Here is a 22341-nt window from a genome sequence, read left to right on the forward strand (position 1 = left end):
AGGGTTTCTGGACGGATGGCGTAACCTGAATGTTTACATGGCCTTGCACGTGATCTTCCGGTGCCGGAATTGGGTTCGTTCGGCCGGTCTTCAGCCCGATTCGACCGCCCGCTCGGGGCCGACTCGACCGTTGCGGGCCAGCGTCGCGGTTCCCCGGGGCCGAGCGGTTTTGGGTTCGTTCGTGCTCGCTTTACTCAGGCGGAGGACTGCCACGTCCGTCAGTTCTCCCCGGGAGAAGACATCCCGCACAGGGTCGCTGGCAGGCGGTGGAGGCATTCTCTTCCTGGCTGTTTGTTCAGTGTAGGCGGATTGTCAAAGAGCCCGACGAAGCGAGTGCTTCCTCCCTTGTCAATGTACGACGCTCGACGCGTTTTGGACGAGTATTCCGCGGCGAGCGGTCGTGATCAGGCTTCGACGGGCGTCTCGGGGCCGTTGCGGCGGGCGGCGAGGGCGAATTCGAACCCGAGGGCCGGGAAGCAGAGCAGGTAGACGACCGCGCCGCAGATCCAGACGAATCCAGGCCATAAGCCCGAGGTTTGAGCGTACACCGTGGTCACGACCACGGGTCCGACGATCGAAGCCAGGCTCATGACGCTCACGAGCGTCCCTTGAAGCTCGCCCTGCTTCCCCTCGTCGACTTGTTTCGAGAGGAGCGCTTGAAGCGCGGGCATGGCGATCCCGCCGGCGGCCAGTAGGATCATGACGGGGAACACCATCCAGCCCTGGGTCGCGAGCGCCATGCCGACGAAGCCGAGGTTGTCGGCGATGAGCGCCAGCAGCAACGACCGCCGGTCGCCCCAGCGTTTCGACATCCATCCCGTCAGAAACGCCTGGGATAGTCCGTACATGACGCCGAAGACGGCGAACGTCAGGCCGACCATCCGGGTTCCCCAGGCGTACCGGTCCTCGCCGTAGATGACCCAGATGGTCGCAGGCACCTGCGCCACGCAGCTGATCACCGAGTAAACGAGCAGCAGCGGGAGGATCGCCTTGATGCCGAAGACCCACCACAGCGACCGGAACGGATTCAGGTGGGTGATGTGAAGCGGCTGCTTCTCGGCCAGGTGCGATTCCGGCAGCACGAACCAGCCGAGCAGGAAATTGAGGCCGTTGAAGACCGCCGCGGCGAGGAACGGATAGCGCGGCGAGATGGCTCCGACGACGCCGCCGAGCAGCGGGCCGGCGACGAATCCGATCCCGAAGCAGGCGTTCATGTAGCCGTAGCGTTGCGCCCGCTCGCTCTCGTCGGAGATGTCGGCCAGGTAAGCCGTCGCCACCGCCATGTTGGCGCCGGTGATCCCCGCGACGATCCGTCCCAGGTACAGGATCGGCAACGACGTCGTGAACGCCATCACCGTGTAGTCGACCGCCGCCCCCGCCAGCGAGACGAGCAGCACCGGCCGCCTGCCGTAGCGATCGCTGAGCGCCCCGAGGATCGGCGAGAAGAGGAACTGCATCAGCGCGTAAGCGGCCAGGAAATAGCCGAAGTGCCCAGCCACGTCCGTCGTGTGCGTCAGCTCGCGGATCAGGCTCGGCAGCACGGGGAGCACCAGCCCCAGACCGACGGAATCGAGCGTGACCGTGGCCAGAATGACAAGCAGGGGGCGACCGACCGATTTGCGCGGATTCAAACAGCCACCTCATGGGTCGAGCGTCTCGAACGCGAGACTTCCTGTTCGTCGAGTTCGGCGCGGCGCAGACACCCGGCGGGGTCTTCGGGTTCGCGGCGTTTCTCTCGACCCGGAACCCTCAAGCAGACGACCTCAGCCCCATGTCGACGACCATCGACTCTCGCCGGCGGGGAGTTGGATGGTCCAGTCGAGGCGGCCGGTCGTCGAGTGGAAACGGGGGGGCGGCAACGGCGGGGTCGAATGCCAGGGGCCGAGTTCGACGAGGCCGGGGCATGTGACCGAGACGTCGAGGGTGACAGGCCCCAGAAGCTGGACTTCGATGGTGAGCCGGTGGACCGCGCCGCCGATCGGCCGTTCGAGGCGGTAGGCGACGTCGCCGCACGGGAGCTTGCGCGACAGACCGGTGTAGGGCCACGAGCCGGGGAGCGTTGGCTTCAGCGTCAGCCGCCGATCGACGGCGTCGTAATCGAGGCCCGTCAGGTCGAGCATGGTCTCGATGAGCATCGCGTGCAGGCCCCAGGCGGTGCCCCCGGGGCTGGCGGCGATCGAGGCCGGCTCGCTCCCCCGGGCGCTGGCTCGAAGCACCAATCCCAGCGGGCCGAGGCGGCCGACGATCGCCTCGATCATCGCCAGCGCGCGAGTCCAGTGCCGCCCCTGTCCGGATTCGCGGCCGAGCTGAATCAGGTAGCGAATCATCCAGAACGTGGCCAGGCTGGAAATCTCGTGGTGCTCGCCGACGTGTCCGGTGCGCGGCGGCGGGCTGGGGGGATACGACATCCGGCCCAGCATGTTGTGATCGGCGCCCATTGTGGGGTTGGCGCGGAGGATCGCTTCGGCGGTTCTCAGCAGGTGGGGGTCGGTGGCGGGAAGGAGGCCGAACGGGCAGGCCAGGCTCAGGGTGTTGACGTCGATCACCGATGAGCGATCAGCCACGTACTCGGGATTTCGGGTCCAGAGTCCACGGAGCATCGACATCCGCCGCCCGCTCAGGAACCGCCCGGTCTCGGTGTCGATCAGGCCGGCGAGCCCCTCTCGCTCGGGAGAGACTTTCTTGAGAATGCCCTCGAACCAGATGCGGTCGGCCAGAGCGTTCCACTCCGCGGCCGATTTCGACTGGTCGAGTCGCTCGGCGAGCCGGCTCGCGGCGCGGAGGCCGGCGACGACCGCCGCATTCGAATAGAGGAACGCGCCGAAGAGCTGATCGCCCATCCCGGCCGAGCTGATCAGGTTCAGGGTCTCGTCGAAGAACAGCCCGGGGTGCCCTCCCGAGTCGCCGGCGCACACCCGGGCGGCTTGCTCGACCATCGGCCAGACGCTGGCGACGAACTCAAGGTCGCCGGTGGCGCGATAGTAACGTTCGAGCCCCCAAGGGATCAGCGCGGTCTGGTCGATGGCCGGGGTCTCCCATTCGGGGACGCCGTCGATCGAGTACTTCTGGAACCAGTAAAGGAACGGGCTGTTCTTGGCCTTGACCCTGCTGAGCCAGTGATAGACGCCCCGAAGGATCTCGGGATGACCGAGCCGGCCGAGAGCGCCGCCGACCCAGATGGCGTCGCGCGGCCAGCAGTAGGCGGAAAGCCCGCGATCGAGCCCCGCGGCGACCGCGCCGGTCTCGACGTCGGCGTGCAAGGCCGCCGCAAGCGCCGAACGCCGCACGCTCACGGCGTATGCGGCGCGTGGCAGGTGGAACGTCGGGATCGGCTCGACGAAGTTGTCCCACTCGAGCGCCGTGCTCTGCTCGACCTGGTCGAGGTCGGTCGTTCGGAACCAGTTGAGGGCCGGCCGCAGCCAGTGGACGAAAGTGCCCTGATCGCCGCGCCAGCCGGTGAATGCCCCGCTGACCAACAGGTCGACCGTGACCGACTCGCCGGGGGGGAGGTCGATCCATCGATAAAGGATCGCCTCGTTCGCGCCGGTCGGCTCGCAGTCGACGTCGCCCCGGTGGTCGAGCGCGAGCGCGAATTCGACGGTCGAGTCGCGCGCCAGCTTGCGGTTCGAGTGACCGTGGCCCCGGTTGATTGCCAGCAGGGTGCGGTCCTGGTCGTGCCAGCTCAGGCCCATGTCGCCGACGCCGCCGTTGATCTCGGCCTGGACGTAAATGCCGAAGATCGCCAGGCGCGGCTCGGTCCCCTCGTTCTTGATCCGGAACCGCTTGATGTACTGGCCCGACGATTTCTCCATGCCCGCGTTCACCGGCAGGGAATCGCCCATCGCCACGAAGTCGGTGATCAGGACCCGGATCGGCCCGTTCCGCCAGGCGAGGTCGGTAGTCAGGAGGTTGGTCGCGCCGGAGTAGTTCTGGAAGGCGTCCCAGGTCGACCGCTCGTTGAACCAGTCGAGCCGACGGCCGACCGCCAGACCGCCGACGATCGCCCGGAAGTGCGAGCGGCTCTGCGGCCGGTCGCCTTCCTTGGGACGCACGTTCGAATGCAAGCCGACGGTCGGGAAGTAGACGTCGTAAGTCGAACCCCGGCCGTCGACCCGGACCGACATCGTCCGGTTGCCGACCAGCCCCTCGACGGCCGAACTCAGCAGATCGGCCGATTCGGTGCGGTCAGGGAGGTTGGGACGGACGATCGAATCCTGGAACGCGCTATAGGCGGTCTCGGAGTCTTGATGCTCGGCGACCGAGCGGTAGTGCAGGCGAATGCCGACGGCCTGGGGAGGAATGGGGGCGTGCCAGAAACTGTTCCCCCCTTTGTTCTCGATCCAGTAGGTCGGAATCCGCCCGAGGGAAAGGTCGTCGGCGAACAGCTCAAGCCAGACCCGCTGGTTGTCTTCGATGGGATGGGTGCCCACCACCGCGGCTGACCACATACCCGCCCGAATCGGCCCCGCGTTCCGCCCCTTCGCCGCCGTCTCGATCCACGTCGCCACCATCGCCTGGTTGCCTCTCCTCGCCGATCACAGCGCCAATCAGAGCGCTTCGGCGGTAGACGCCCCTTGTAAGACCCGAGCGACATCATGCTCCGCTCGTCGCCCTAAATTCTGGAGTTTCCCAGCCCTTGCGCCAAGAGCACGGTGGTTCCCACGTGCGGATGCGTCACGCGCGCAATGCAGCCTTGAATCCTCCGTCGCCTCGGCGAAAATCGGAGTCTCTCGTGCGGCGGCTCGACGGCTCAGGGCTCAACGCCGGAAGACCAACTCGCCTCAGTCTCATGCACTGCGACCCCGCTCCACGTCGAAGTGCGAGCAGGATACCCGTCCCCAATTCTGAACGCCCTTTGATACTTTAGGTTTTTTTTGGCTACTTGGTGTCTAAATAAATTGCCTGATCTTCCCCATCCTGGCAATGCTATCACATAGCTGTCGAAGCCTGCTTGCATCTAGAACCGCTGTGTCGTTGAATTGGATCAGAACGCCGAGTTCGAAAGCCACTTGCACAATTAGACATGAAGCCATATTCGATTGAATCTCGATAAAGTACGAGGAAGTCATGGTACCACGTTTCTCGTTCGCCGGATTGCTGACGCTCCTCCTTGGCCTGAGCCCGACGGCCCGCGCTGCACACTACACTTTCACCACGATCGACGTGCCCGGTGCCAGGGACACCGAGGTCGTGGGGATCAACAACCACGGCCAACTTACGGGCGCATACTTCGATCTAGCGGGTTTCAGCCACGCTTTCGTCTACAGCAATGGTGTCTTCACTACGATCGCACCTCCCCCAGGGAACCAGTTCTTTGGCGCAAGGGCCATCAATGACGCTGGCGAGGTCTTAGGACATGCGGATGTGACGGGGAACTATCTCTTCAACGGCGTGACATATACGCCGATCCCCAACGTCCCCGGCTCAAGCAGTACGCTGGCCTCAGGCATCAACAACGCCGGTGATATAACCGGCGATTATGTCACGGCGGACGGGTCCCAAGTCCTTGGCTTCCTCTTGAAAAACGGAGTTTTCACAACGTTTTCCGCGCCCGGTGGAGGGAACTGGACGAGCGGCGTCGGGATCAACGACGCCGACCAGATCGTGGGCCACGCATACGACAGTCCCTTGATCGCGAGCGAATTCCATGGCTTCCTCTACCGCCAAGGCGTCTTCACCCGGATCGAGCCGCCGGGTGTTTTCGAGTCCAACGCCACTGGGATCAACAATCTCGGCCAGATCGTCGGCACCTACCATGATCCGCTGATTCCCACTCCGTCCCATATCGGGTCATTCCTCTATAGCAACGGCGTTTACACCAAATTCGACCCTCCTGGGGCGGTCTCATCTGGTGCAAGCGACATCAACGACGCCGGCCAGATTGTCGGGACGTTCGTAGACGCCGCGGGTCGCGAGCACGGCTTTATCGCCTCGGTCGTGCCCGAGCCTTCGTCGCTGGCGATGGCCGGCATCGCCGGACTCGTTGGCCTCGGTTGCACCTGGCATCATCGGCGAAGGCGGAGATCGGGCGCCCTGCAGTGAGAATAGCCACGCCAATGCCCGCGGGCCGCTCCACCCGAGGTCGGAGATCGTTCATCCTCCGCATCGGACGGAGGCCAGCGCAACCGCGTGGTCATCTATTTTCTTGGTTGCAGGGATTCGGGCTTTTTTTCGTCTCCTTCCTCGGGACGAGCGTGACCGCTCTCATGGCTGCTCGGGAAGCCAGACGGTGCGTTTGGGCCGGCGGATGATCCGCTGGGCGGCCCACCCAAAGATGAGCAAGAGCAGCGCCACGCCAACGGCGAGTGTGCCGTTGGTGCCGAGGAGTTCGGCCGCCCGGAATATCATTTTCTGCATGCCGGCGCGGCGTCCATGGGCCTCAAGCACCTCGCCCGCGGCTAGCTGGCCGGCGGAATGATAGAGCGCCCCCCAGAGTGCGCCGGCGAACACTCCGATGATCACGGGGGGGACCAGCGCCTCGAATACGCTGATCGCTTCCTGTGAAGGTTGAAAGAGGCGGTCGGACTTCGCCAGGACCGCCTGCAGAATCTCGCCGGCGTTTCCGTCGCCCGTCGAGTAGGCAAGCTCCTTCGAGCCGTCTTCCCCGCCGTGGAGCGTCAGGCTGTTGTTTTCCGGGCTGACCTTGGCCTTGCTGATCGTCCGGGCGTCGAGGCTCTCAACTGACTTGGCCCCCGCTTCCGAGGGGGCCCGGCCCTGCTCCAGCGCCTCAAGAACAGCTTTGACGTTGCGCTTCAGCGTCAACATGTTCCCGGTGACCTTCAGGCGATGCACCTCATGACCCCGGAGCATGAGGATGTACGCCCATTTCTCCTCCGACTTCAACCAGATTTGCGATTCCATGGCATTTCCCACGCGATGTCAACCCGGCGCCAGGGCGCAAGCCCCACGCTCGCTCACCTGATGACGCCAGGTATTTGTAGAGCCCTTACAAGCATAGGACACGGCACGCTTGCAAGCGACTCAAACTCTTGAATAACGAGTCGGCCTGAGAAATGTGGAACTGACGGGTCTAAAGTTCTCCCCAATCGCCTGGACGACGGCGAATTGGAAGGACAATCCCCCTCGTTGCGCTCTGCTTCCGGGATCGTCTTGAAGCGGTTACTGAAATCTACTTTGTCGTATATCTTGCGAGAGGCAGTCTCTCAAATTGTCGTTGTACCGCGCGTAATTGTTGAGTAGGAGTTCGGTCAGGATCAAAGGCAACCGCCTCAAAAGCTTCTTGGACATCGAGCTGCGCCTCCAGAGGTGGCTCATGAGTCCCTTCAGGTGATCTTGGTGCGACGGAAATCGGAGTGCCGGATGGGAAGATTCGAGCTTCTTCAATCTTTGTTTGACCTGTGCTAATTCCGTGGCTCGCTGTTCCATGAGTCGAGTGAAGACGGGGACGTAGGAACTCGATGTTGCCGCGTCGGACGGTTCGGCGCCTTTCGTCGCCTGATTGGAATGCTGGCGATAATCGTTCAGCGGCTCGGCGATCAAGCGAATCCGACTGAGCAACGACATACAGATCGCCACCCAGTCATCGTGGTTGAGTTCTCCTGGGATGGGACCGATGGCTTCCCAAAATCGGGCTCGGAACGAGATCATGCAGCCGGAGACTCGCCAATTCCGCGCGAGGACGATGAATGCTTGGTCAGATTGCAAGGTCTCGAACATTTGAGGATTTCGGCTGAAGGAGCGTTCGAATACAGTCCCGTTCAAGAGTTGCGAGTCGACGTCGATGTACCTGGCGTTATTGTAAATCATTCCGACGTCGGTTTCGTTATTGTAAATAGTTTCGTGCTTCTGAAGTTTGGTTTCGTGCCAGACGTCGTCTTGATCGCACGGGAAGATCAAATCCCCCTTGCATAAACCCATTACTTTCTCAAAATTCTTGGCGTATCCTAGCCGTGACTCGTTGCGGTTGATTTCGATTGGAAATGAAGCTTGGCCTTGAAACTGATTCAATATGTCCATCGTGTCGTCGCTTGATCCATCATCGCAGACCACAAGCTCGTCGGGCGGACGGGACTGCCTGGCGATCGAGTCGAGTTGCTGCTGGAGAAATCTCCCTCCGTTGTAGCTGGCCATGGCTATGGAAATCTTAAGCATGAGCGTTGTCCCATCGAGATGTGTGATTTCACTGTGTTTTATGTTCGGCGTGCATCAAGCAGTCGCAGTTTCAAGTTTCCAGCTGCGTCCGGGGTCTTCGGTTCTTGGCCGCGGGTCAAAACGGAATTGAAGCGGCGCATGGGAGCAAGCCCGACGCTCGACCATCCGATGAGGAAAGATCGTTTGAGACGCTTTCCCATCCTAGTCCACTTTACGTGTGCAGGAAGTCGATGTGCACAAAAAACCGCATCCGCGGTGCGCAGCCGCATGCTTCAGGACCCGCCGCGCCGTCCCGAGGGTTGATTTCTTGACTCCATCCCCGTCGGGCGCAGAGGGCGCCGGCCGCAAGCGAGTTGGCTTGGCGCTTCGGCTTGCACTGGTTGGGCATGGTCCGAGATGCTGAGCGATTGATCCATCAACACGGTTCAGAGTGGCCCAACGGGGAGCGATCGATTCCCGGTCGTCACCCTGCAGCCGACGGATCGACGACGCGCTTACGTGCCTGTCTTACAGCTCGATAGTGGACCTGGCACGAAGTCATGCAACGAATTGGAGTTGCCGGTGTGGGGTCGTCGATAAACAAGGTGTAATTATTGTCTTGAAGAAATTCGCCACGGAGGATCTGGAGAATTCGGAGAGGGAACGACTCAATGGATCCTTTCCCGAATCCTTCTCGATTCCTCTCTTTTCCCGCGGAGCCTGGGGTCTTCCGTGGCTGGGGCGCAATCGGTTGTATGTCCACTCGTTTGAGTGGACGTGGACGAATCAGAAGATGCGGGGGCCGTGTGCGGACCACTTATTCCGCCGCGCCGCTCATGAGCCTTCCGCCCATTCCTCGCCAGGTCCGGACGGCGGCGATCGGTCGGTGCGAGAGCCTCGTCGTGAACGGCCTTGCGGGGCCGGCTGTGATCATTCCAGACCGATCGACCCGGAGCTTGCCGAACGGAGGCGACGGCCGGGGCGTCGCAAGCGGAGCGGACGCCGAAAGCCTCGATTCGACGGCCTCGACGCTTGCTGTCGACCTGTTCGATGAGATCACCGTCTTCGGAACATACGGAGGGACGGGCTTGACGATCACGTGGTAGACCTCTGAACTTGACGCGGCTATGAATGGGTCGCCAAGGTAGACGAACTGGAAGTAGTAATCGCCCACGGGCAGGCGTAGTTCAAGGAATACTCCCGAGCCTTGTAGAGGCACCAATGCGATCGGCTGTCCACTTTGAAGGACCAAGACGCCGCCGCTGGGCAGGGGCGGAGTGGAATCCCTCGGGCTCAGGTGGATGGTCAGATTCGTCGGCCAGCCGAGCGTCGTGATCCCGATAGGCTCAGCGAATATCGCGGATTCAGTCCGTCGGACGAGGAGCGTGGTAGTCAAGCTGGCGTCGGCGAACAGCCGGTCGCTCGACTCATAGACCACTCGGATCGGATAGGAACCTCGCGAGATCGTGGAAGGGAGAATGAAGGTCGCCTGGCCATTGACGACTGGCGCGGTCAACTCGTCCGAGCCAATGAAGAGATGCACGGCACCCGTCGGCGTTTCAGGGCCGCCGAACATGGAATGGACTTCAAATAAGTACCATATGCCCTCTTTGGAAACACTCGGACTCGTATAGTTGAAGAAACTCAGGTCCACGGTCCGAGGGAGCAGCGTGAGCGCGGCGTCGGGCGTCGGTTTGGATCCTCCGTCCTCGTCGATTAACACGGCGCGGAACCGCCGGCCTGACTCTTCGATCCGGGTTTCGACTCGAAGCCACGCCCGCGTTGCGCCGGCGACGTCCGTCCAGGTGGTTCCGCCGTCATCGCTGAACTGCCACTGAACCGACTGGTATGGGGTGGTCGCCGAGGCGGTGAAGGTGGCAGGCTCGCCGGCGATCACCGTTTGATCGGCCGGACCACCGTTCGTCGCGAGGCCGCTCACCTGATTCCAAGAATCAGAGGTGGCGGTCGATCCTCCCGCTCCGGCAGGAGCCGCGGCCGGCTCGAAAAAGGCGCGCGCGAGTCCGGTGTTGATCGGCGCGCCGGGCGGTTTGATCGTCAGGCGGTACACGCCCGACGCCGCCGAGGACGCCTGGGGATCGCCTAGATAGACGAACTGGAAATAATGGTCGCCCAGGGCGAGATCGGACATGGTGAACGAGATTTTGACGACTCCCGCGGACGACGTCGTCTGATCGAATCGGAACGGTTGGCCGCCGTCCATGGAGACCACGCCACCGCCCGGCGTGGAGATGGTCCCGGCGTACGCGACGTTCGCCTCGATCGTCACCGGTTCGCCAAGCCTCGCCTCGGCCGGAACCGCGGCGGTCAAGCTCGACCGCCCCCGGACGACATCCTGAGTCATGGACGTCATAACGGCTTTGAAATACGCATCACCGTCGTAGGTAGCACTGACTGTGTAGACTTTTGCAGTCGGTCCGGTCGGAATCGAAAAGACCGCCCGACCGCGCACGATCGGGCCCGCGAAGCGGTAGGTGTCGATGGCGAGGTGGATGATTCCACCGTCGGGTGGCGCGAGGCCAGGGACGCTTGACGCGGCGAGGACGGTGATGGAGAGCGGGTCACTGAGGCGTCGAGGATTAAGGCTGGAGGACAATGAGAGCGTCGCCGAAGCCTTTTCCACCGTGAGGAGCGCCGGGTAGCTCGTGCGCGACGCGACTGAGGCGGCGTCGGTGAAGACGACGCGGTAGAGCGAGCCCGAATCGTTCGGAGTCGTCGTCACGGTGTACCAACTCTCCGTGACTCCGCCGACCGTCACGGCCTGGGTCGCGCCAGCAACGTCGGCCCATTCGCTTCCGCCGTCAGTGCTCGTCTGCCACCGGGCCGTCAGGTTCGGCGCGGTCGCGGAGGCCGCGAACGTCGCGGATCGGCCGACCGTGACTTTCTGATCGCTCGGGCCTTCGAACACGTCGAAGCCGGGCTGGCTCTTGAACACGTACACGATTCCGGTCTTGGCCGTGAAGCCACTGGCGGTGCTGGGGTCGAACGCGCCGACGACGACGGTGTCGTTCGACATGGCGACTGAGTTCCCGAAATAGCTCCCAGCTTGGCCGTCGTCCTGCGTGAACCAGGATATCGAATGCCATCCGGACGGCGATCGGTCGAATACGAACGCCGCTCCCTGAGCCTCTCGGCCGGCGATCGTCGCCCGGACGGACGTGGCCAAGGCGCGCGTGCCGTCGGCGTTGAGGGCCAGGGCGGCACCGAAGCCAGGGACTTCCTGCTCTGACGACAGCGCCAGCGTGCCGGACTGCGCCCAATCGGCATCCGATCGAGAGAAGACCAGGACGTTGCGGTGGTTATACTGGTCGCCAGGGTCGAGCGTCGCGCCGCCGATCAGCGCGGTCGAACCGTCGACGCTGATCGCCACCGAAGTGCCTAGATAAACGCCTACAGAAGGGGTTTGGGGCGTTATCTTGGCCGTTTCGGTCCAACCCGGTCCCGAATTCGTGTAGAAATACGCGGCGCCCCGGGGCCCCCAGAGCGGGGACGTCGGGGGCCCCGGGGCGCCGACCACTAGCGTGGTCCCCGTTCCATCGATGGCCAGCGCGGCCCCGAACCACCTGAACGAATCGCCGTCGTCGGGTTGAAGCTTTTTCGCCAGGCCCCAGGCGTCCCCGCCCTTCTCATAGACGTAGACCGCCCCCGCTCCCTCGTACTGAGCACCTACGGCGATCACCCCACCGTCGGCGTTGATCGCCAGGGCGCCTCCGAACTGTTGGCGGTTCGTGCTTCCCGTCGGACTGATTTTTTGGACGTAGTTCCATTGGTCGCCGTCGCGCGCATAGATGTAGACGGCTCCATCGCGAACCAAGGGATCGGCCGAAGTCGCAAGCGCTCCAATCGCCAGGGTCGATCCATCGGCGCTGATCGCCGTCGCGCAGCCGAACCAGCCGTAGTCGACAGGCTCAACGGGCCGCAGGTCGGACGTCCTGGTCCACGTCTCGCCGGATCGAGTATAGACGTGAACCCCACCTGTGGTCTGTCCGGCCGCGTCAGCCTGCCGAGGCGCCCCGACCGCGATCGTTCGACCGTCGGCTGTAATGGAGAGCGAGTTGCTGAAGTCATTACTGGGCGTCTCCACGAGTCTTGCCGTCTGGGTGAAGGCGTTCATACCCGCGAGGCTCGAGCCAACCGCCGACCCTCCGCCCGACGCCGGCGCGAGGCGATCCTCCAGACGTTCAGGAGAGGGGGCCAGCCGACCCTTACGTTTCGCAGCCGAAGTAAGTAAGGAGCGGCGATGGTCCCGACCAGACGATTCATGTCCCAGCTTCGTCGCACGGTGGAAATTCATGGCGAGGGATTCCGCGACAGTGATATTAAAATATTTTAATTCAATTGAGGCTAAAAATGATCGTACCATGTTTCCAAACACGCCTCCAAGAGTCGTGTTCGATTTTCAACCGGCGACCGCGCATCAATCTCGTTACTGGTACAATCGGCCGAGCGGATCGACGTCCGGCGCGGCGGCCGGCTTCGAACACGATGGGCCTCGGAGGGACTCGCGACGTGTATGCATGCTGGAGCGCCAGGGCGGTCGGGTTGGATCTGCCGGCCGAGGCGACGATCGAGGTCGCGGCGAAGGCGGGGTTCGAGGGGGTCGATTTCATGGTTCGCGACCTGGTCGAGGCCGGCGCGAACGTCGACGGGCTTCGGAGTCGGATGGACGACCTGAACCTGCGCGGCGGGGCGTGGGTGCTCCCCATGAACTGGAAGAACGACCACGAGGCGTTTGAGAGCGACCTGAAGCGGTTGCCCATATATGCGGCGGCCGCCGAGCGGTTGGGGCTCGCCCGGACGGGAACCTGGGTGCGGTTCGAGACCGATCCGGTGGCGGACCTCGATCGGATCTCACGCGCGGACCGCGAGCGCCTGGCGGATGAGGCGACGGCCTGGCAGCTCGATCGTCTGGGGCGGATCGCGCGGATTCTCGACGATCACGGCAGCCGGCTGGGGCTGGAGTTCATCGGATCACAAGCGGCGCCGACGGGTCGCGGAGTGCGGCTGGTGGGGACGTACACCGAGCTGCGCCAGCGGTTCGGCAGGCTGGCGGCCGAACACCCGAATGTGGGCGTCCTGGTCGATGCGTTCCACATCTTCGCCGCGGGCGAGACCGTGGACGATGCACTCACGGGGGGCGTGGAGTCCGTCGTGTGGGTTCATCTGGCCGACCCGACGAAACTCGATCGAGCGAGCTTGCGGGATGAGGAACGAACCTTGCCCGGAGAATCCGGCACGGGCCTCAGCGAGAGTCTGCTTGAAACCCTCGCGACTTGGGGCTATGACGGGCCGGTCACGGTCGAGCCGTTGGGACGCTGCTCATTGCTTGAACGCCTGGACCCGCTTGAGACGGCCTTGAAGACGCGCAAGTCGCTACGGCGCATCTGGCCGGGATCGGATCACGGTCCAGCACGGACATGATGACGGAGGAACGTCAGACGCCGACCTCGACCAGAGCCTCTTGCTTGATGCGCTGCGGGGCGATCTCTTCACGGTAGACGGGAATGTCGTGAGGAGCTTCGATCCCCATCCGGATCTGGTTGCGGTCGATCTTGACCACCGTGATCACGATGTTGTCGCCGATCACGATCTTCTCGCCCAGCTTCCTGCTTAGAACCAGCATGGGAATCTCCCGGTGTCGTTGGTTGAGAGTTGTCGTCCGCGACCGTTGGGCCGCTCGAACGATCTACTACATGTCGCAGTTCGCGTGCCAAAGACTTTTCGAAGAGCCTCGTGGTTCGACCTAAAGCTCAGCTTCGAGGCGACTTAAAAAAATATGGACGCCATGTTTCCGACCTCGGGGGCCGAGTTCGGAGTGTCAACATCGCCACTCCTTCCACATAGCGCTTGTAAAAAACGGGAAGCCTGGTGACCACTTGTTAAACGCTGACGCGAAGCGGCCGGAAGCCGACGGCGTCGGCGGCGACGCAGTGGTATCGGACCTTCCCGCGAAGGCCCTGGACGGCCCGCGACCACTGGTCCTGAGTATGGAGATGGCCGTAGACGCAGCCCGAGACGCCGTGCTCTTCAAACAGCTCGATCCAGGGGCCGGGGCGGCCGAAGGGGTCGAACGGCGGGTAGTGCCAGAGGACGTACAGCGGCTGGCGGGCGTCGGTCCGAAGCTTCGCGGCGGCCTCGATCGCGGCCTGGGCCGTCGCGAACGCGCGGTCGATTTCGGTCGACTCGGCGGCGGTCGGCTCTTCCCTGGGAAGCGAGGCGGCCCGCGCCCCGGCGACGACGACCCCGCCGAAGGCCACCGCGTCGCCGTCGACGGCTCGGAGCGAGCGTCTGAGCATCGGTCGGATCTTCTCGACGTCGTTCCACCACAGGTCGTGGTTGCCGGGCGCGAGCACCTTGGTTCCGGGAAGCTGGTCGAGCCACTTTAGGTCGGGCTGGAGGTCGCGATGGTTGCGGGCCATCGAGACGTCGCCCGGCAGCAGCACGAGGTCGTCGGCCCGCACGGTCTGCCGCCAGTTCGTTTCGATGCGGGTCACATGATCGCGCCACCGCTCGGCGTAACGTTCGCGACGTTCGGGACGGGCCAGCGAGAGGTGGAGGTCGGAGATCGCCCAGACGTTCATGAAGCCTCGTATCGTCAGCCGTCGGCCGGCTTCTGGCGCGAGCGGTAGTCGCGAATCCAGGCGTTGGACTGTTTCTCCGCGCCGATGGTGGTGACCCCGCCGTGCCCGGGGTGGATGCGGGTGTCGTCGGGCAGGGTCAAGAGCTTATTGAAGATCCCGGCCATGAGCGTGAGGTGGTCGCCGCCGGGGAAGTCGGTGCGGCCGACCGAGCCCGGGAACAGGACGTCGCCGCTGAAGACGAACGCGGGGGAGAACGTCTCGCAGAGGTAGACCACCGAGCCCGGGCTGTGGCCGGGGATCTCGCGGACCTCGAACGTGAAACCGGCGAGTTCGAGCCGATCGCCGTCGTCGACCAGCCGGTCGGGGGGCGGGCTGGTGACCGCCACGCCGAAGGGCATGCTGAGATTGCTTTCCGGATCGGTGAGGAGTTTTTCCTCATGGCGACCGATGATGAGCGGGGCGTCGGGATATGCTTTTTTGAGGGCCGCGTTGCCGGCGATGTGGTCGACATGGCCGTGGGTGTTGAGGATGGCGGCCAGAGACTTCTTGTCTTCCTTCAACAGCGCCAGGATCGTCTCGGAGTCGAAGCCCGGATCGATGACGACGGCGTCCGACCGCTCGGGCGACCAGATGACGTAGGCGAGCTGCCCGAACGGGGCCGATTCGATGACGTCGATCGTATACTCTGCCACGGGGCGTCGACTCCTTTCTTGTATGGAAATCCTGTTCCGAACACGCCGCTCGACGCCTTCGATCGTAACCGATGCTTAAAAAAAAGGCGAGTTGCGACGCCTGCCGGCATATCGCATGCTACACTAAATCGCGACTCATTGCTCCGTCCTTCTTAGGGATCGGCGCGAGTCGACACCCGCGGCGAGGGGAAGCCGCGGTCGACAGGGGGGGCCATCCAATTATCTCGACCATCCCCGGTGATGGTGCGAGTCGATTTCGGTACGTCGCCTCCTGAGGCGGGGGATCGGAGCCGTTTCCGAAAACGTCGACATCCAATCGGGGGAAGGCCAGATCATGCTTCCGAATCGATCTCGCGGCAAGAGCGGCCCGATCGCCGAGCCTCGACGCCTCGTCACCTCCACGCGCCGGCTCGCCGCCTCCTCGCTGCTGCTGACGTTCGCCATGGCGGCCGACGCTCCGAAGGAGAAGGTCGACGTCCCGGCCGCGAAAGCCGAGCAAGCCAAACCCGAGCCGAAAGCCGATAAGAAGGAACCGGCCCGAGCCGCCGATCAGGTGGCCCTGTCGAACGGCGGAACCTCGGCTCGCACGGCCCTCAAGCCCGACCTCTCGGCCAAGACGACCGGCCTGGCCACCCCCCCCACGATCGCCGAAGCGCCGATCGTCCGCGCCATCCGCACGATGGCCGAATGCCAGGCCCGGTTCGACAAGGTCAAGGACTACACCTGCACGTTCTATAAGCGCGAGCGGATCGACGGCAAGCTCGGCGTGCTGCACGTCCTGAACATGAAGGTCCGCAACGAGCCGCGGAGCGTCTACCTCAAGTTCGAGCAGCCGCACCGGGGCCGCGAGGCGATCTACGTCGAAGGCCGCAACAAGGGACGCGTTCTCGCCCATGACGTCGGCCTGAACAAGTTCCTGGCCGGCACGCTCGAACTCGAACCCCGTTCAACCCGCGCAATGCAAGACTGCCGGCATCCGATCACCGAGGCCGGCATCGGCTCGCTGATCCGGACTGTGTCCGACCGCTGGGCGGCCGAACTGAAGAACTCCGAATCGGTCGTCCTCTTCGACGCCGACATGCGAATCGGCTCGGCCCGCTGCCTTTTGATCGAAGCCATCCACCCCGATCGAGGTCCGGGCTACGTGTTCCACAAGGTCCGCCTGTTCATCGACGCCGAACTGGGGTTCCCGGTCCGGTTCGAGGGCTACGACTGGCCCAAGGAAGAAGGGGGCGAGGCCGAACTCATGGAAGAGTACGCCTACGACGACGTCAAGCTCAACGTCGGCCTGGTCGACCACGATTTCGACACCTCCAACCGCCTCTACTCGTTCGGTCGATTCTGATCCCCCGGCCGTGACGGACCGTCGAGCCTTGAAAGCCTAATTAGACCTTCGAGGCTCGGACGCGGGTGTCGCTGTAATCGATTTCGTCGTTTCAACCCTCATGATCGGTCGTCTCACCGCCGATACTGAATGGTAGGGAAGCAGCCTCGCGGCCTGTCGGCCCGAGCCGCTCGGACACGGTCCGGGCGGGACGGGGACGGCGGCCGGCGCCGTGCGGGAAATGGCCGACAAGCGGCCTTGGCAGGAGGGTGGTCGTTCGCTAGAATCCGCCCCGCTTCGACATGCTGAGCGGGTCGATCGCTGGGATCATCTCTACTGCGTCTCAACCGAGACGTCTCCCTATCCCGCGCTCCTGCGAGTCGCTTGGTCGGAAGTTTAATTTTGCATGAGCCCGGTGCCGTTCCAGGGCGGGAACGCGTGGTGGGTTTCGATCGTTCCATGGAAGGAGGCTCGATGAGTACGCTACCATCCTCCCCGGCGCAGGCTCGTGTGCACGTCCGCTGGATGATCCGGCGCGACATGCCCGAAGTACTGGGCATCGAGCATGCGAGTTTCGAGTTCCCGTGGTGCGAGGAAGAGTTCCTCCGGGTGCTCCGCCAGCGCAACTGCATCGGCATGGTCGCCGAGCAGGGAGAGCGGATCGTCGGCTACATGATCTACGAGTTGCATCGCAACCGGATTCATGTGCTCGACTTCGCCACCCACCCAGAATTCCGTCGCCAGGGGATCGGGCGGCAGATGGTGGCCAAGCTCGTGAGCAAGCTTTCCACTCAACGGCGGAACCGGATCGCCTTACACGTCCGCGAAACCAACGTCGCGGCCCAGTTCTTCTACAAGGTGATGGGATTTCGGGCCGTCGAAGTCCTCCGCGAGCACTTCGCCGACACCGGCGAGGACGCCTACGGCATGCTCTACCACCTCGACGAGACGGCGATCCTCACCCCCCCCGCGACGACCAACCGCATCGCCCGCCAGCTCGGAAACTGAGCGCGAAGGGCCTCGGCCGAATCGCCGCGAGCCAAGGCCGACGCCCGGGCGCAGCCTGAAATCCATCAAAAGGGGCCGAGACGACGAGCCTTCCGGGTTCGACGTCTCGGCCCTTTCTCTTTTTGCGGACGTCGAGTTTTTCGAGGCGGCCGATGGTCCCAGACAGGTCCAGGGGGAATAATCAAAGAGGACGACACCTGGACCGACCTCTCGGACGCTTCGCACATGACCGACGCCCCGGCGACTCTCGACGCCCCCTCCCCCTCCCCCGTCTCGCCCCACGGTCCCCTCGGGGATCACGGCTGGTTCGTTCGCACATCGAACTGGATCGCGTGGGGCGCTCTGCTCCTGGGGGCGATACGCGGCGTCCAGGGCTTGATCCTGATCTCGCTGGCTCCCGGCGTGGGGCTGGCGGACTTCCTGAACGCCGTCGTCGGCGCGGGGTACGACGTCGTCGCATTCGGCCTCGGCGGCCTGGTCGTCTCGGCCCTCGTCCGGGCGCTGGGCGTCTGGGCGGAATCGAAGTCGTCGACCGAGCGAATCCAGTCGCCCGATTCCGACGTCCTGGTCCGGGCGCTTTCGCGTCTGGCGACGACTCATGACGGTCGGCGTCCGCCGGAGGCGACCAACGGTGTGTTGACGATCGCGGCCGAGCCCGAGACCGAGGCTGATGCGCGGGCGGCGGCCGACGTCCACCTGGCCGAGATCCGCCGGCTGACCCGCGAGGGGGAGTGGGACGCCGCCGAGGAAGGCGTTCGGTCGTACCGGTCCAACCGCCCGGACGATCCGCGCGGGCTGGAGGCGTCGGATGAGCTGGAACGAGCCATGCAGGCCGCCCTGGATCACTGGGAGGCCAAGCTTCAAGCCGCCAGGAGTGTGAACGACCCGGACCAGGTCCTGGAGATCCACGCGCGGATGCAGCCGCTGGTCGAGGGGGAGAAGCGGCAGACGATGGACGTCGACCTGGCCCGCTGGTTCCTGGTGATCGTGCATCGCCGGCTGCGGGGGGGGCGGATTCAGCCCGACGTCGTCGCGCTGGCGGATCGGATCGCCGACAGTTTCGGCCACACGAAGGAGGGCGCCAGCCTTCGGGCGGCATTGCCCACGTTGCGGCGGAGCGCCGGGCTTTGCCCACGGTGCGCCAAGCCGTACACCGGGCTCGCCGACGCCTGCGCGGCCTGCCTGATCACGACGCCCGCGCCCCCGGCGACTCTCGAACCGGACGAGCTCGACGAGCCCCCGATCGAGAGTCGCGAGCCGGACTGGTTCGCCGATCCCTCCGGCGAGTCGGCCGCTTGATCGCGCGATTCGAGTCGCGGATTTCGGCGTCCGATGGACGATGATTCGATGGAAAAGATAGAATCAAACGTGTAATGAGCAGCTTCGCGCACGTCGTTCGACCGCCCAACTTGACGCAGGCCCGATCGTCGGCTAGGCATGAGTATTGAATTCGACCGCGCGCTGAATTCCGGGCAACTGAAAGGAACCGACCATGTCCCGCCGACTCGCTCTGGTCCTCGCGCCCTTGCTGTTGGGCATGGCCGGCCCCTGGGTCCAGGCCCAATCGACGGTGCCGCAGGACCTGATCCCCAAGAGAACCTCGCTGGCGCGTCTGGGCCTGGAAAGGCAGTGGATGGCGGTGGTCCCGGTGGCGGGCTCCGAGCAGATCCTGCGGATCAGCCGCAGTGCGGACCTGTTCTTCGTCCAGACCAACCAGGCGATGCTTCACGTCTACGACGCCGAGACCGGGCGGCACCGCTGGTCGGCGCAGCTCGGCGAGCAGGCGCCCTCCGCGCGGCCGGTCTCGTCGAACAGCTACGCCGTGTTCGCGACGTGCGCGAACATCATGCTGGCCCTCGACCGCAACACCGGGCGGGTGATCTGGAGAGCCAACCTCGCGACCATTCCCACCAGCGGCACCGCCTGCGACGAGGAGCATCTTCTCGTCGGCCTGAACACCGGCATGGTCAATTGCTACCGGCTCAAGAAAGAGCAGGAGAAGGGGCCCGCCACGCTCCTCGACTCGCCGGCGCTGGCGTGGAACCTGCAAACCGGCGGCAAGGTTCTGACCCTGCCGATGATCGCCGAGCGGATCTCCCTCCTGGGCAGCAGCGACGGCCGCGTGTTCGTGACCTTGACGGACGAGCCCACGCCGCTGTATCGCGTGAAGACGGGCGGACCGATCGGCGAGGGCCTGGGGACGTACGGCACCCGCACGCTTCTGATCCCCTCCGCCGACTACAACCTGTACGCCGTGGACGTGCTGACCACGAAAATGCTCTGGACCTTCCCCTCGGGCGCGCCCATCGAGCAAGCCCCCCTGATCGCCGGCGAGGATATCTTCGTCGTCAACACGGCGGGGAACCTGAGCGTGCTTGAGCCGTCGACCGGCGTTCCCCGGTGGACGCTGTCGACGCACTCGGCCCGGCTGCTCGGCACCAGCCCCACCAAGGTTTATCTTCGCACTTTCGACAACGACCTGCTCGTGGTCGACCGGGCGAGCGGCAAGGTCGTGGCCGATCCCTCGGCCACCTTCCAGCGCGCCGGACTGAACCTGCGCGAATTCGACCTGAGCTTCCCCGACCGCTACGACGATCGGCTGTTCCTGGGCACGTCGTCGGGCGTGGTGGTTTGTTTGCGAGAAATCGGCCTGACCACGCCGCAGTTGCTGCGCGATCCCAAGGCCCAGCCCTTCGCCCACGTCCCGCCTGAAGGCGTCAGCGAAAAGCCCGCGGCCCCTCCGGCCGAAACGGAGCCCGGCGCTGAGCCGAACGCCGGCGCCGCCCCCGCGCCGGAGCCGGACGCCGACCCCGACGCCGCGCCGCAGCCGAAATGACCGACGCGAAATTGCGGCGGTTGATGCCATGCAGACATCGAGACGAGCCGGAGACGGCTCGTCTTTTTGCGCGCGGCGACCGATAATAGACGTCCGCAAGTTGGGTAACGAACCTCATCCCCGGCATCGCACTGATTGAGAGAATGATGGAGAACGTCGCAAAGCCCGAGACCTGGGCGCCGGTCCGCCGAGCCATCCTCAGCGTTTCCGACAAGCGTGGGCTCGTTGAGCTGGCCCAGGCGCTGGCCGATCAAGGGGTCGACCTGATCGCCAGCGGCGGAACGCGCACGGCCCTGGCCAAGGCCGGACTGCCGGTCGTCGAGGTCGCCGAGTACACCGGCCAGCCCGAGATCCTCGGCGGCCGGGTCAAGACCCTTCACCCCCGGATTCACGGCGGCATCCTGGCGCGCCGCAACCTTCCTGAAGACATCGAGACCCTCGCCGCCTCCGGGATGGAGCCGATCGACCTGGTGGTCGTGAACCTCTACCCGTTCGAGGCCACGATCGCGAAGCCGGACGCCAGCTTTGAAGAGGCCGTCGAGAACATCGACATCGGCGGCCCGTCGCTGATCCGGGGCGCCGCCAAGAATCACGACCACGTCGCGGTGCTGACCGACCCCGACCAGTACGAGCGGTTCCTCGCCGAATTCCGATCGAACGGCGGGACGACCCTCGAAACCCGCAAGCGGCTGGCCCGCGAGGCGTTCGCCCAGACCGGCGCGTACGACAAGGCGATCGCTGGTTACTTCGAGAAGTGCGCCGCGTTGGAATCCGGTTCGGAACCGGCCGCCGAGTCGCTGCCGGCGGCGCTCAACATCCAGTTCCCGCTCCGTCAGCCGCTCCGCTACGGCGAGAACCCGCACCAGCAGGCGGCGATGTACGTCGACCCTTCGGCCCACGGGCCGAACCTGGCGACGGCCCGCGTGCTCCACGGCAAGGAACTGTCGTACAACAACATCCTCGACCTCGACAGCGCCTTGCGGCTGATCCGCCTGTTCGACGAGCCGGCGGCCTGCATCCTCAAGCACAACAACCCGTGCGGCGCGGCGATCGCCGACGACCTCGCGACGGCCTTCGAGCGCGCCTACGAGGGCGATCCCGTGAGCGCCTTCGGCGGGATCGTGGGGCTCAACCGGCCTGTCGACCTGGCCACGGCCGAGCTGATGTGCAAGCCGGGGCGGTTCCTGGAGGCGATCCTCGCCCCGGGCTTCGAGCCCGACGCCCTCGCCTTACTGACCACCAAGCCCACCTGGAAGAACAGCATCCGCCTGATCGACCTTCAGGCCCCGATCGGCCCGGCGACGCCCTCGCCTTCGGGCTGGGATCTGCGGCGGATCGAGGGGGGCATGCTGGCGCAGAGCTGGGACGAGTTGGAAGCCGATCCGGCTTCGGGCGAGGTAAAGTCGAAGCGGGCGCCGACCGCGACCGAGCGGCGCGATCTCGGATTCGCCTGGAAGATCGGCTCGATGGTGAAGTCGAACGCGATCGTCGTCGTCAAGGACGGCCAGTTGCTGGGCGTCGGCGCCGGTCAGATGAGCCGGCTCGACTCGGTGCGAATCGCCGTCGAGAAGGCCGGGGCGAAGGCGCGCGGCAGCGTGCTGGCTTCGGACGCGTTCTTCCCGTTCCGCGACGGCCCCGACACGGCGGCGGCGGCGGGCGTGGCCGCGATCATCCAGCCCGGCGGCTCGAAGCGCGACGTCGAAACCATCGCAGCCTGCGACGAGCACGGCATGGCCATGATCTTCACTGGCCGCCGTCACTTCCGGCATTGAGAAGGTGTTGAACCGATCG

Annotated in this window: 15 protein-coding genes; 7 read left to right on the plus strand and 8 right to left on the minus strand. The window is 64.5% G+C overall.

Translation table 11 applies throughout. The annotated features are described in order from the left end of the window. Positions 1-404: 404 nt before the first annotated feature. Positions 405-1631 carry a Tet(A)/Tet(B)/Tet(C) family tetracycline efflux MFS transporter gene (tet, locus tag BSF38_RS07240; RefSeq protein ID WP_076344321.1) on the minus strand — a complete coding sequence of 409 codons (1227 nt, stop codon included), beginning with the start codon at positions 1629-1631 and terminating at the stop codon, positions 405-407. A gap of 132 nt (positions 1632-1763) precedes the next feature. Continuing rightward, entirely contained in the window at positions 1764-4511 is a 2748-nt protein-coding gene (locus tag BSF38_RS07245; RefSeq protein WP_076344323.1) for a glycoside hydrolase family 15 protein, read from the minus strand. A gap of 556 nt (positions 4512-5067) precedes the next feature. On the opposite strand from BSF38_RS07245, the gene BSF38_RS07255 reads away from it, so the two are divergent. Beyond that, a complete protein-coding gene (locus BSF38_RS07255; protein ID WP_076344327.1) occupies positions 5068-6042 on the plus strand; it encodes a PEP-CTERM sorting domain-containing protein in 975 nt (324 codons plus the stop codon). A 162-nt stretch (positions 6043-6204) separates the two neighbouring features. On the opposite strand, the gene BSF38_RS07260 is transcribed toward BSF38_RS07255, so the two are convergent. From BSF38_RS07260 to BSF38_RS07270, 3 genes are all read right to left on the minus strand, one after another. Then, on the minus strand, positions 6205-6861 hold the full coding sequence (locus tag BSF38_RS07260; protein ID WP_076344329.1) for a hypothetical protein: 657 nt from the start codon (positions 6859-6861) through the stop codon (positions 6205-6207). A gap of 258 nt (positions 6862-7119) precedes the next feature. After that, positions 7120-8112 (minus strand): glycosyltransferase, encoded by a 993-nt coding sequence (locus tag BSF38_RS07265; RefSeq protein ID WP_076344331.1) that lies wholly within the window; start codon positions 8110-8112, stop codon positions 7120-7122. 796 nt (positions 8113-8908) lie between these two features. Continuing rightward, positions 8909-12223, minus strand: a complete 3315-nt coding sequence (locus BSF38_RS07270; protein WP_076344333.1) for an Ig-like domain repeat protein — start codon at positions 12221-12223, stop codon at positions 8909-8911. 395 nt (positions 12224-12618) lie between these two features. Here BSF38_RS07270 and BSF38_RS07275 point away from each other — a divergent pair, with 395 nt between their 5' ends. Next, positions 12619-13530 carry a sugar phosphate isomerase/epimerase family protein gene (locus tag BSF38_RS07275; protein WP_168189329.1) on the plus strand — a complete coding sequence of 304 codons (912 nt, stop codon included), beginning with the start codon at positions 12619-12621 and terminating at the stop codon, positions 13528-13530. 13 nt (positions 13531-13543) lie between these two features. Here the strand turns inward: BSF38_RS07275 and csrA are convergent, their stop codons facing one another. The 3 genes from csrA to BSF38_RS07290 all read right to left on the minus strand — a co-directional run bounded on the left by csrA (position 13544) and on the right by BSF38_RS07290 (position 15382). After that, entirely contained in the window at positions 13544-13732 is a 189-nt protein-coding gene (csrA, locus tag BSF38_RS07280) for a carbon storage regulator CsrA (protein ID WP_076344337.1), read from the minus strand. Between the two features lie 256 nt (positions 13733-13988). Then, entirely contained in the window at positions 13989-14690 is a 702-nt protein-coding gene (locus BSF38_RS07285; RefSeq protein WP_076344339.1) for a metallophosphoesterase, read from the minus strand. Between the two features lie 14 nt (positions 14691-14704). Further along, positions 14705-15382 carry an MBL fold metallo-hydrolase gene (locus tag BSF38_RS07290; protein WP_076344341.1) on the minus strand — a complete coding sequence of 226 codons (678 nt, stop codon included), beginning with the start codon at positions 15380-15382 and terminating at the stop codon, positions 14705-14707. Positions 15383-15716: 334 nt separating this feature from the next. Here BSF38_RS07290 and BSF38_RS07295 point away from each other — a divergent pair, with 334 nt between their 5' ends. From BSF38_RS07295 to purH, 5 genes are all read left to right on the plus strand, one after another. Further along, a complete protein-coding gene (locus BSF38_RS07295; RefSeq protein WP_076344343.1) occupies positions 15717-16727 on the plus strand; it encodes a DUF1571 domain-containing protein in 1011 nt (336 codons plus the stop codon). A 453-nt stretch (positions 16728-17180) separates the two neighbouring features. After that, positions 17181-17714, plus strand: a complete 534-nt coding sequence (gene rimI / locus BSF38_RS07300) for a ribosomal protein S18-alanine N-acetyltransferase (RefSeq protein ID WP_076350660.1) — start codon at positions 17181-17183, stop codon at positions 17712-17714. 225 nt (positions 17715-17939) lie between these two features. Further along, positions 17940-19013: a hypothetical protein gene (locus BSF38_RS07305; protein ID WP_076344345.1), complete on the plus strand. Its 1074-nt coding sequence runs from the start codon at positions 17940-17942 to the stop codon at positions 19011-19013. Between the two features lie 193 nt (positions 19014-19206). After that, a complete protein-coding gene (locus tag BSF38_RS07310) occupies positions 19207-20550 on the plus strand; it encodes an outer membrane protein assembly factor BamB family protein (protein WP_076344347.1) in 1344 nt (447 codons plus the stop codon). Between the two features lie 143 nt (positions 20551-20693). Beyond that, positions 20694-22322: a bifunctional phosphoribosylaminoimidazolecarboxamide formyltransferase/IMP cyclohydrolase gene (gene purH, locus BSF38_RS07315; RefSeq protein WP_237170781.1), complete on the plus strand. Its 1629-nt coding sequence runs from the start codon at positions 20694-20696 to the stop codon at positions 22320-22322. Positions 22323-22341: the final 19 nt, after the last annotated feature.

The sequence above is a fragment of the Paludisphaera borealis genome (assembly GCF_001956985.1).
Lineage (GTDB): Bacteria > Planctomycetota > Planctomycetia > Isosphaerales > Isosphaeraceae > Paludisphaera > Paludisphaera borealis.

Bases quoted from the DNA above. Each gene is read 5' to 3' on its own strand.
- BSF38_RS07245 (WP_076344323.1), bottom strand. From the start codon at position 4,511: ATGGTGGCGACGTGGATCGAGACGGCGGCGAAGGGGCGGAACGCGGGG.
- BSF38_RS07255 (WP_076344327.1), top strand. From the start codon at position 5,068: ATGGTACCACGTTTCTCGTTCGCCGGATTGCTGACGCTCCTCCTTGGC.
- BSF38_RS07260 (WP_076344329.1), bottom strand. From the start codon at position 6,861: ATGGAATCGCAAATCTGGTTGAAGTCGGAGGAGAAATGGGCGTACATC.
- BSF38_RS07265 (WP_076344331.1), bottom strand. From the start codon at position 8,112: ATGCTTAAGATTTCCATAGCCATGGCCAGCTACAACGGAGGGAGATTT.
- BSF38_RS07270 (WP_076344333.1), bottom strand. From the start codon at position 12,223: ATGAACGCCTTCACCCAGACGGCAAGACTCGTGGAGACGCCCAGTAAT.
- csrA (WP_076344337.1), bottom strand. From the start codon at position 13,732: ATGCTGGTTCTAAGCAGGAAGCTGGGCGAGAAGATCGTGATCGGCGAC.
- BSF38_RS07285 (WP_076344339.1), bottom strand. From the start codon at position 14,690: ATGAACGTCTGGGCGATCTCCGACCTCCACCTCTCGCTGGCCCGTCCC.
- BSF38_RS07295 (WP_076344343.1), top strand. From the start codon at position 15,717: ATGCTTCCGAATCGATCTCGCGGCAAGAGCGGCCCGATCGCCGAGCCT.
- rimI (WP_076350660.1), top strand. From the start codon at position 17,181: ATGAGTACGCTACCATCCTCCCCGGCGCAGGCTCGTGTGCACGTCCGC.
- BSF38_RS07305 (WP_076344345.1), top strand. From the start codon at position 17,940: ATGACCGACGCCCCGGCGACTCTCGACGCCCCCTCCCCCTCCCCCGTC.
- BSF38_RS07310 (WP_076344347.1), top strand. From the start codon at position 19,207: ATGTCCCGCCGACTCGCTCTGGTCCTCGCGCCCTTGCTGTTGGGCATG.
- purH (WP_237170781.1), top strand. From the start codon at position 20,694: ATGATGGAGAACGTCGCAAAGCCCGAGACCTGGGCGCCGGTCCGCCGA.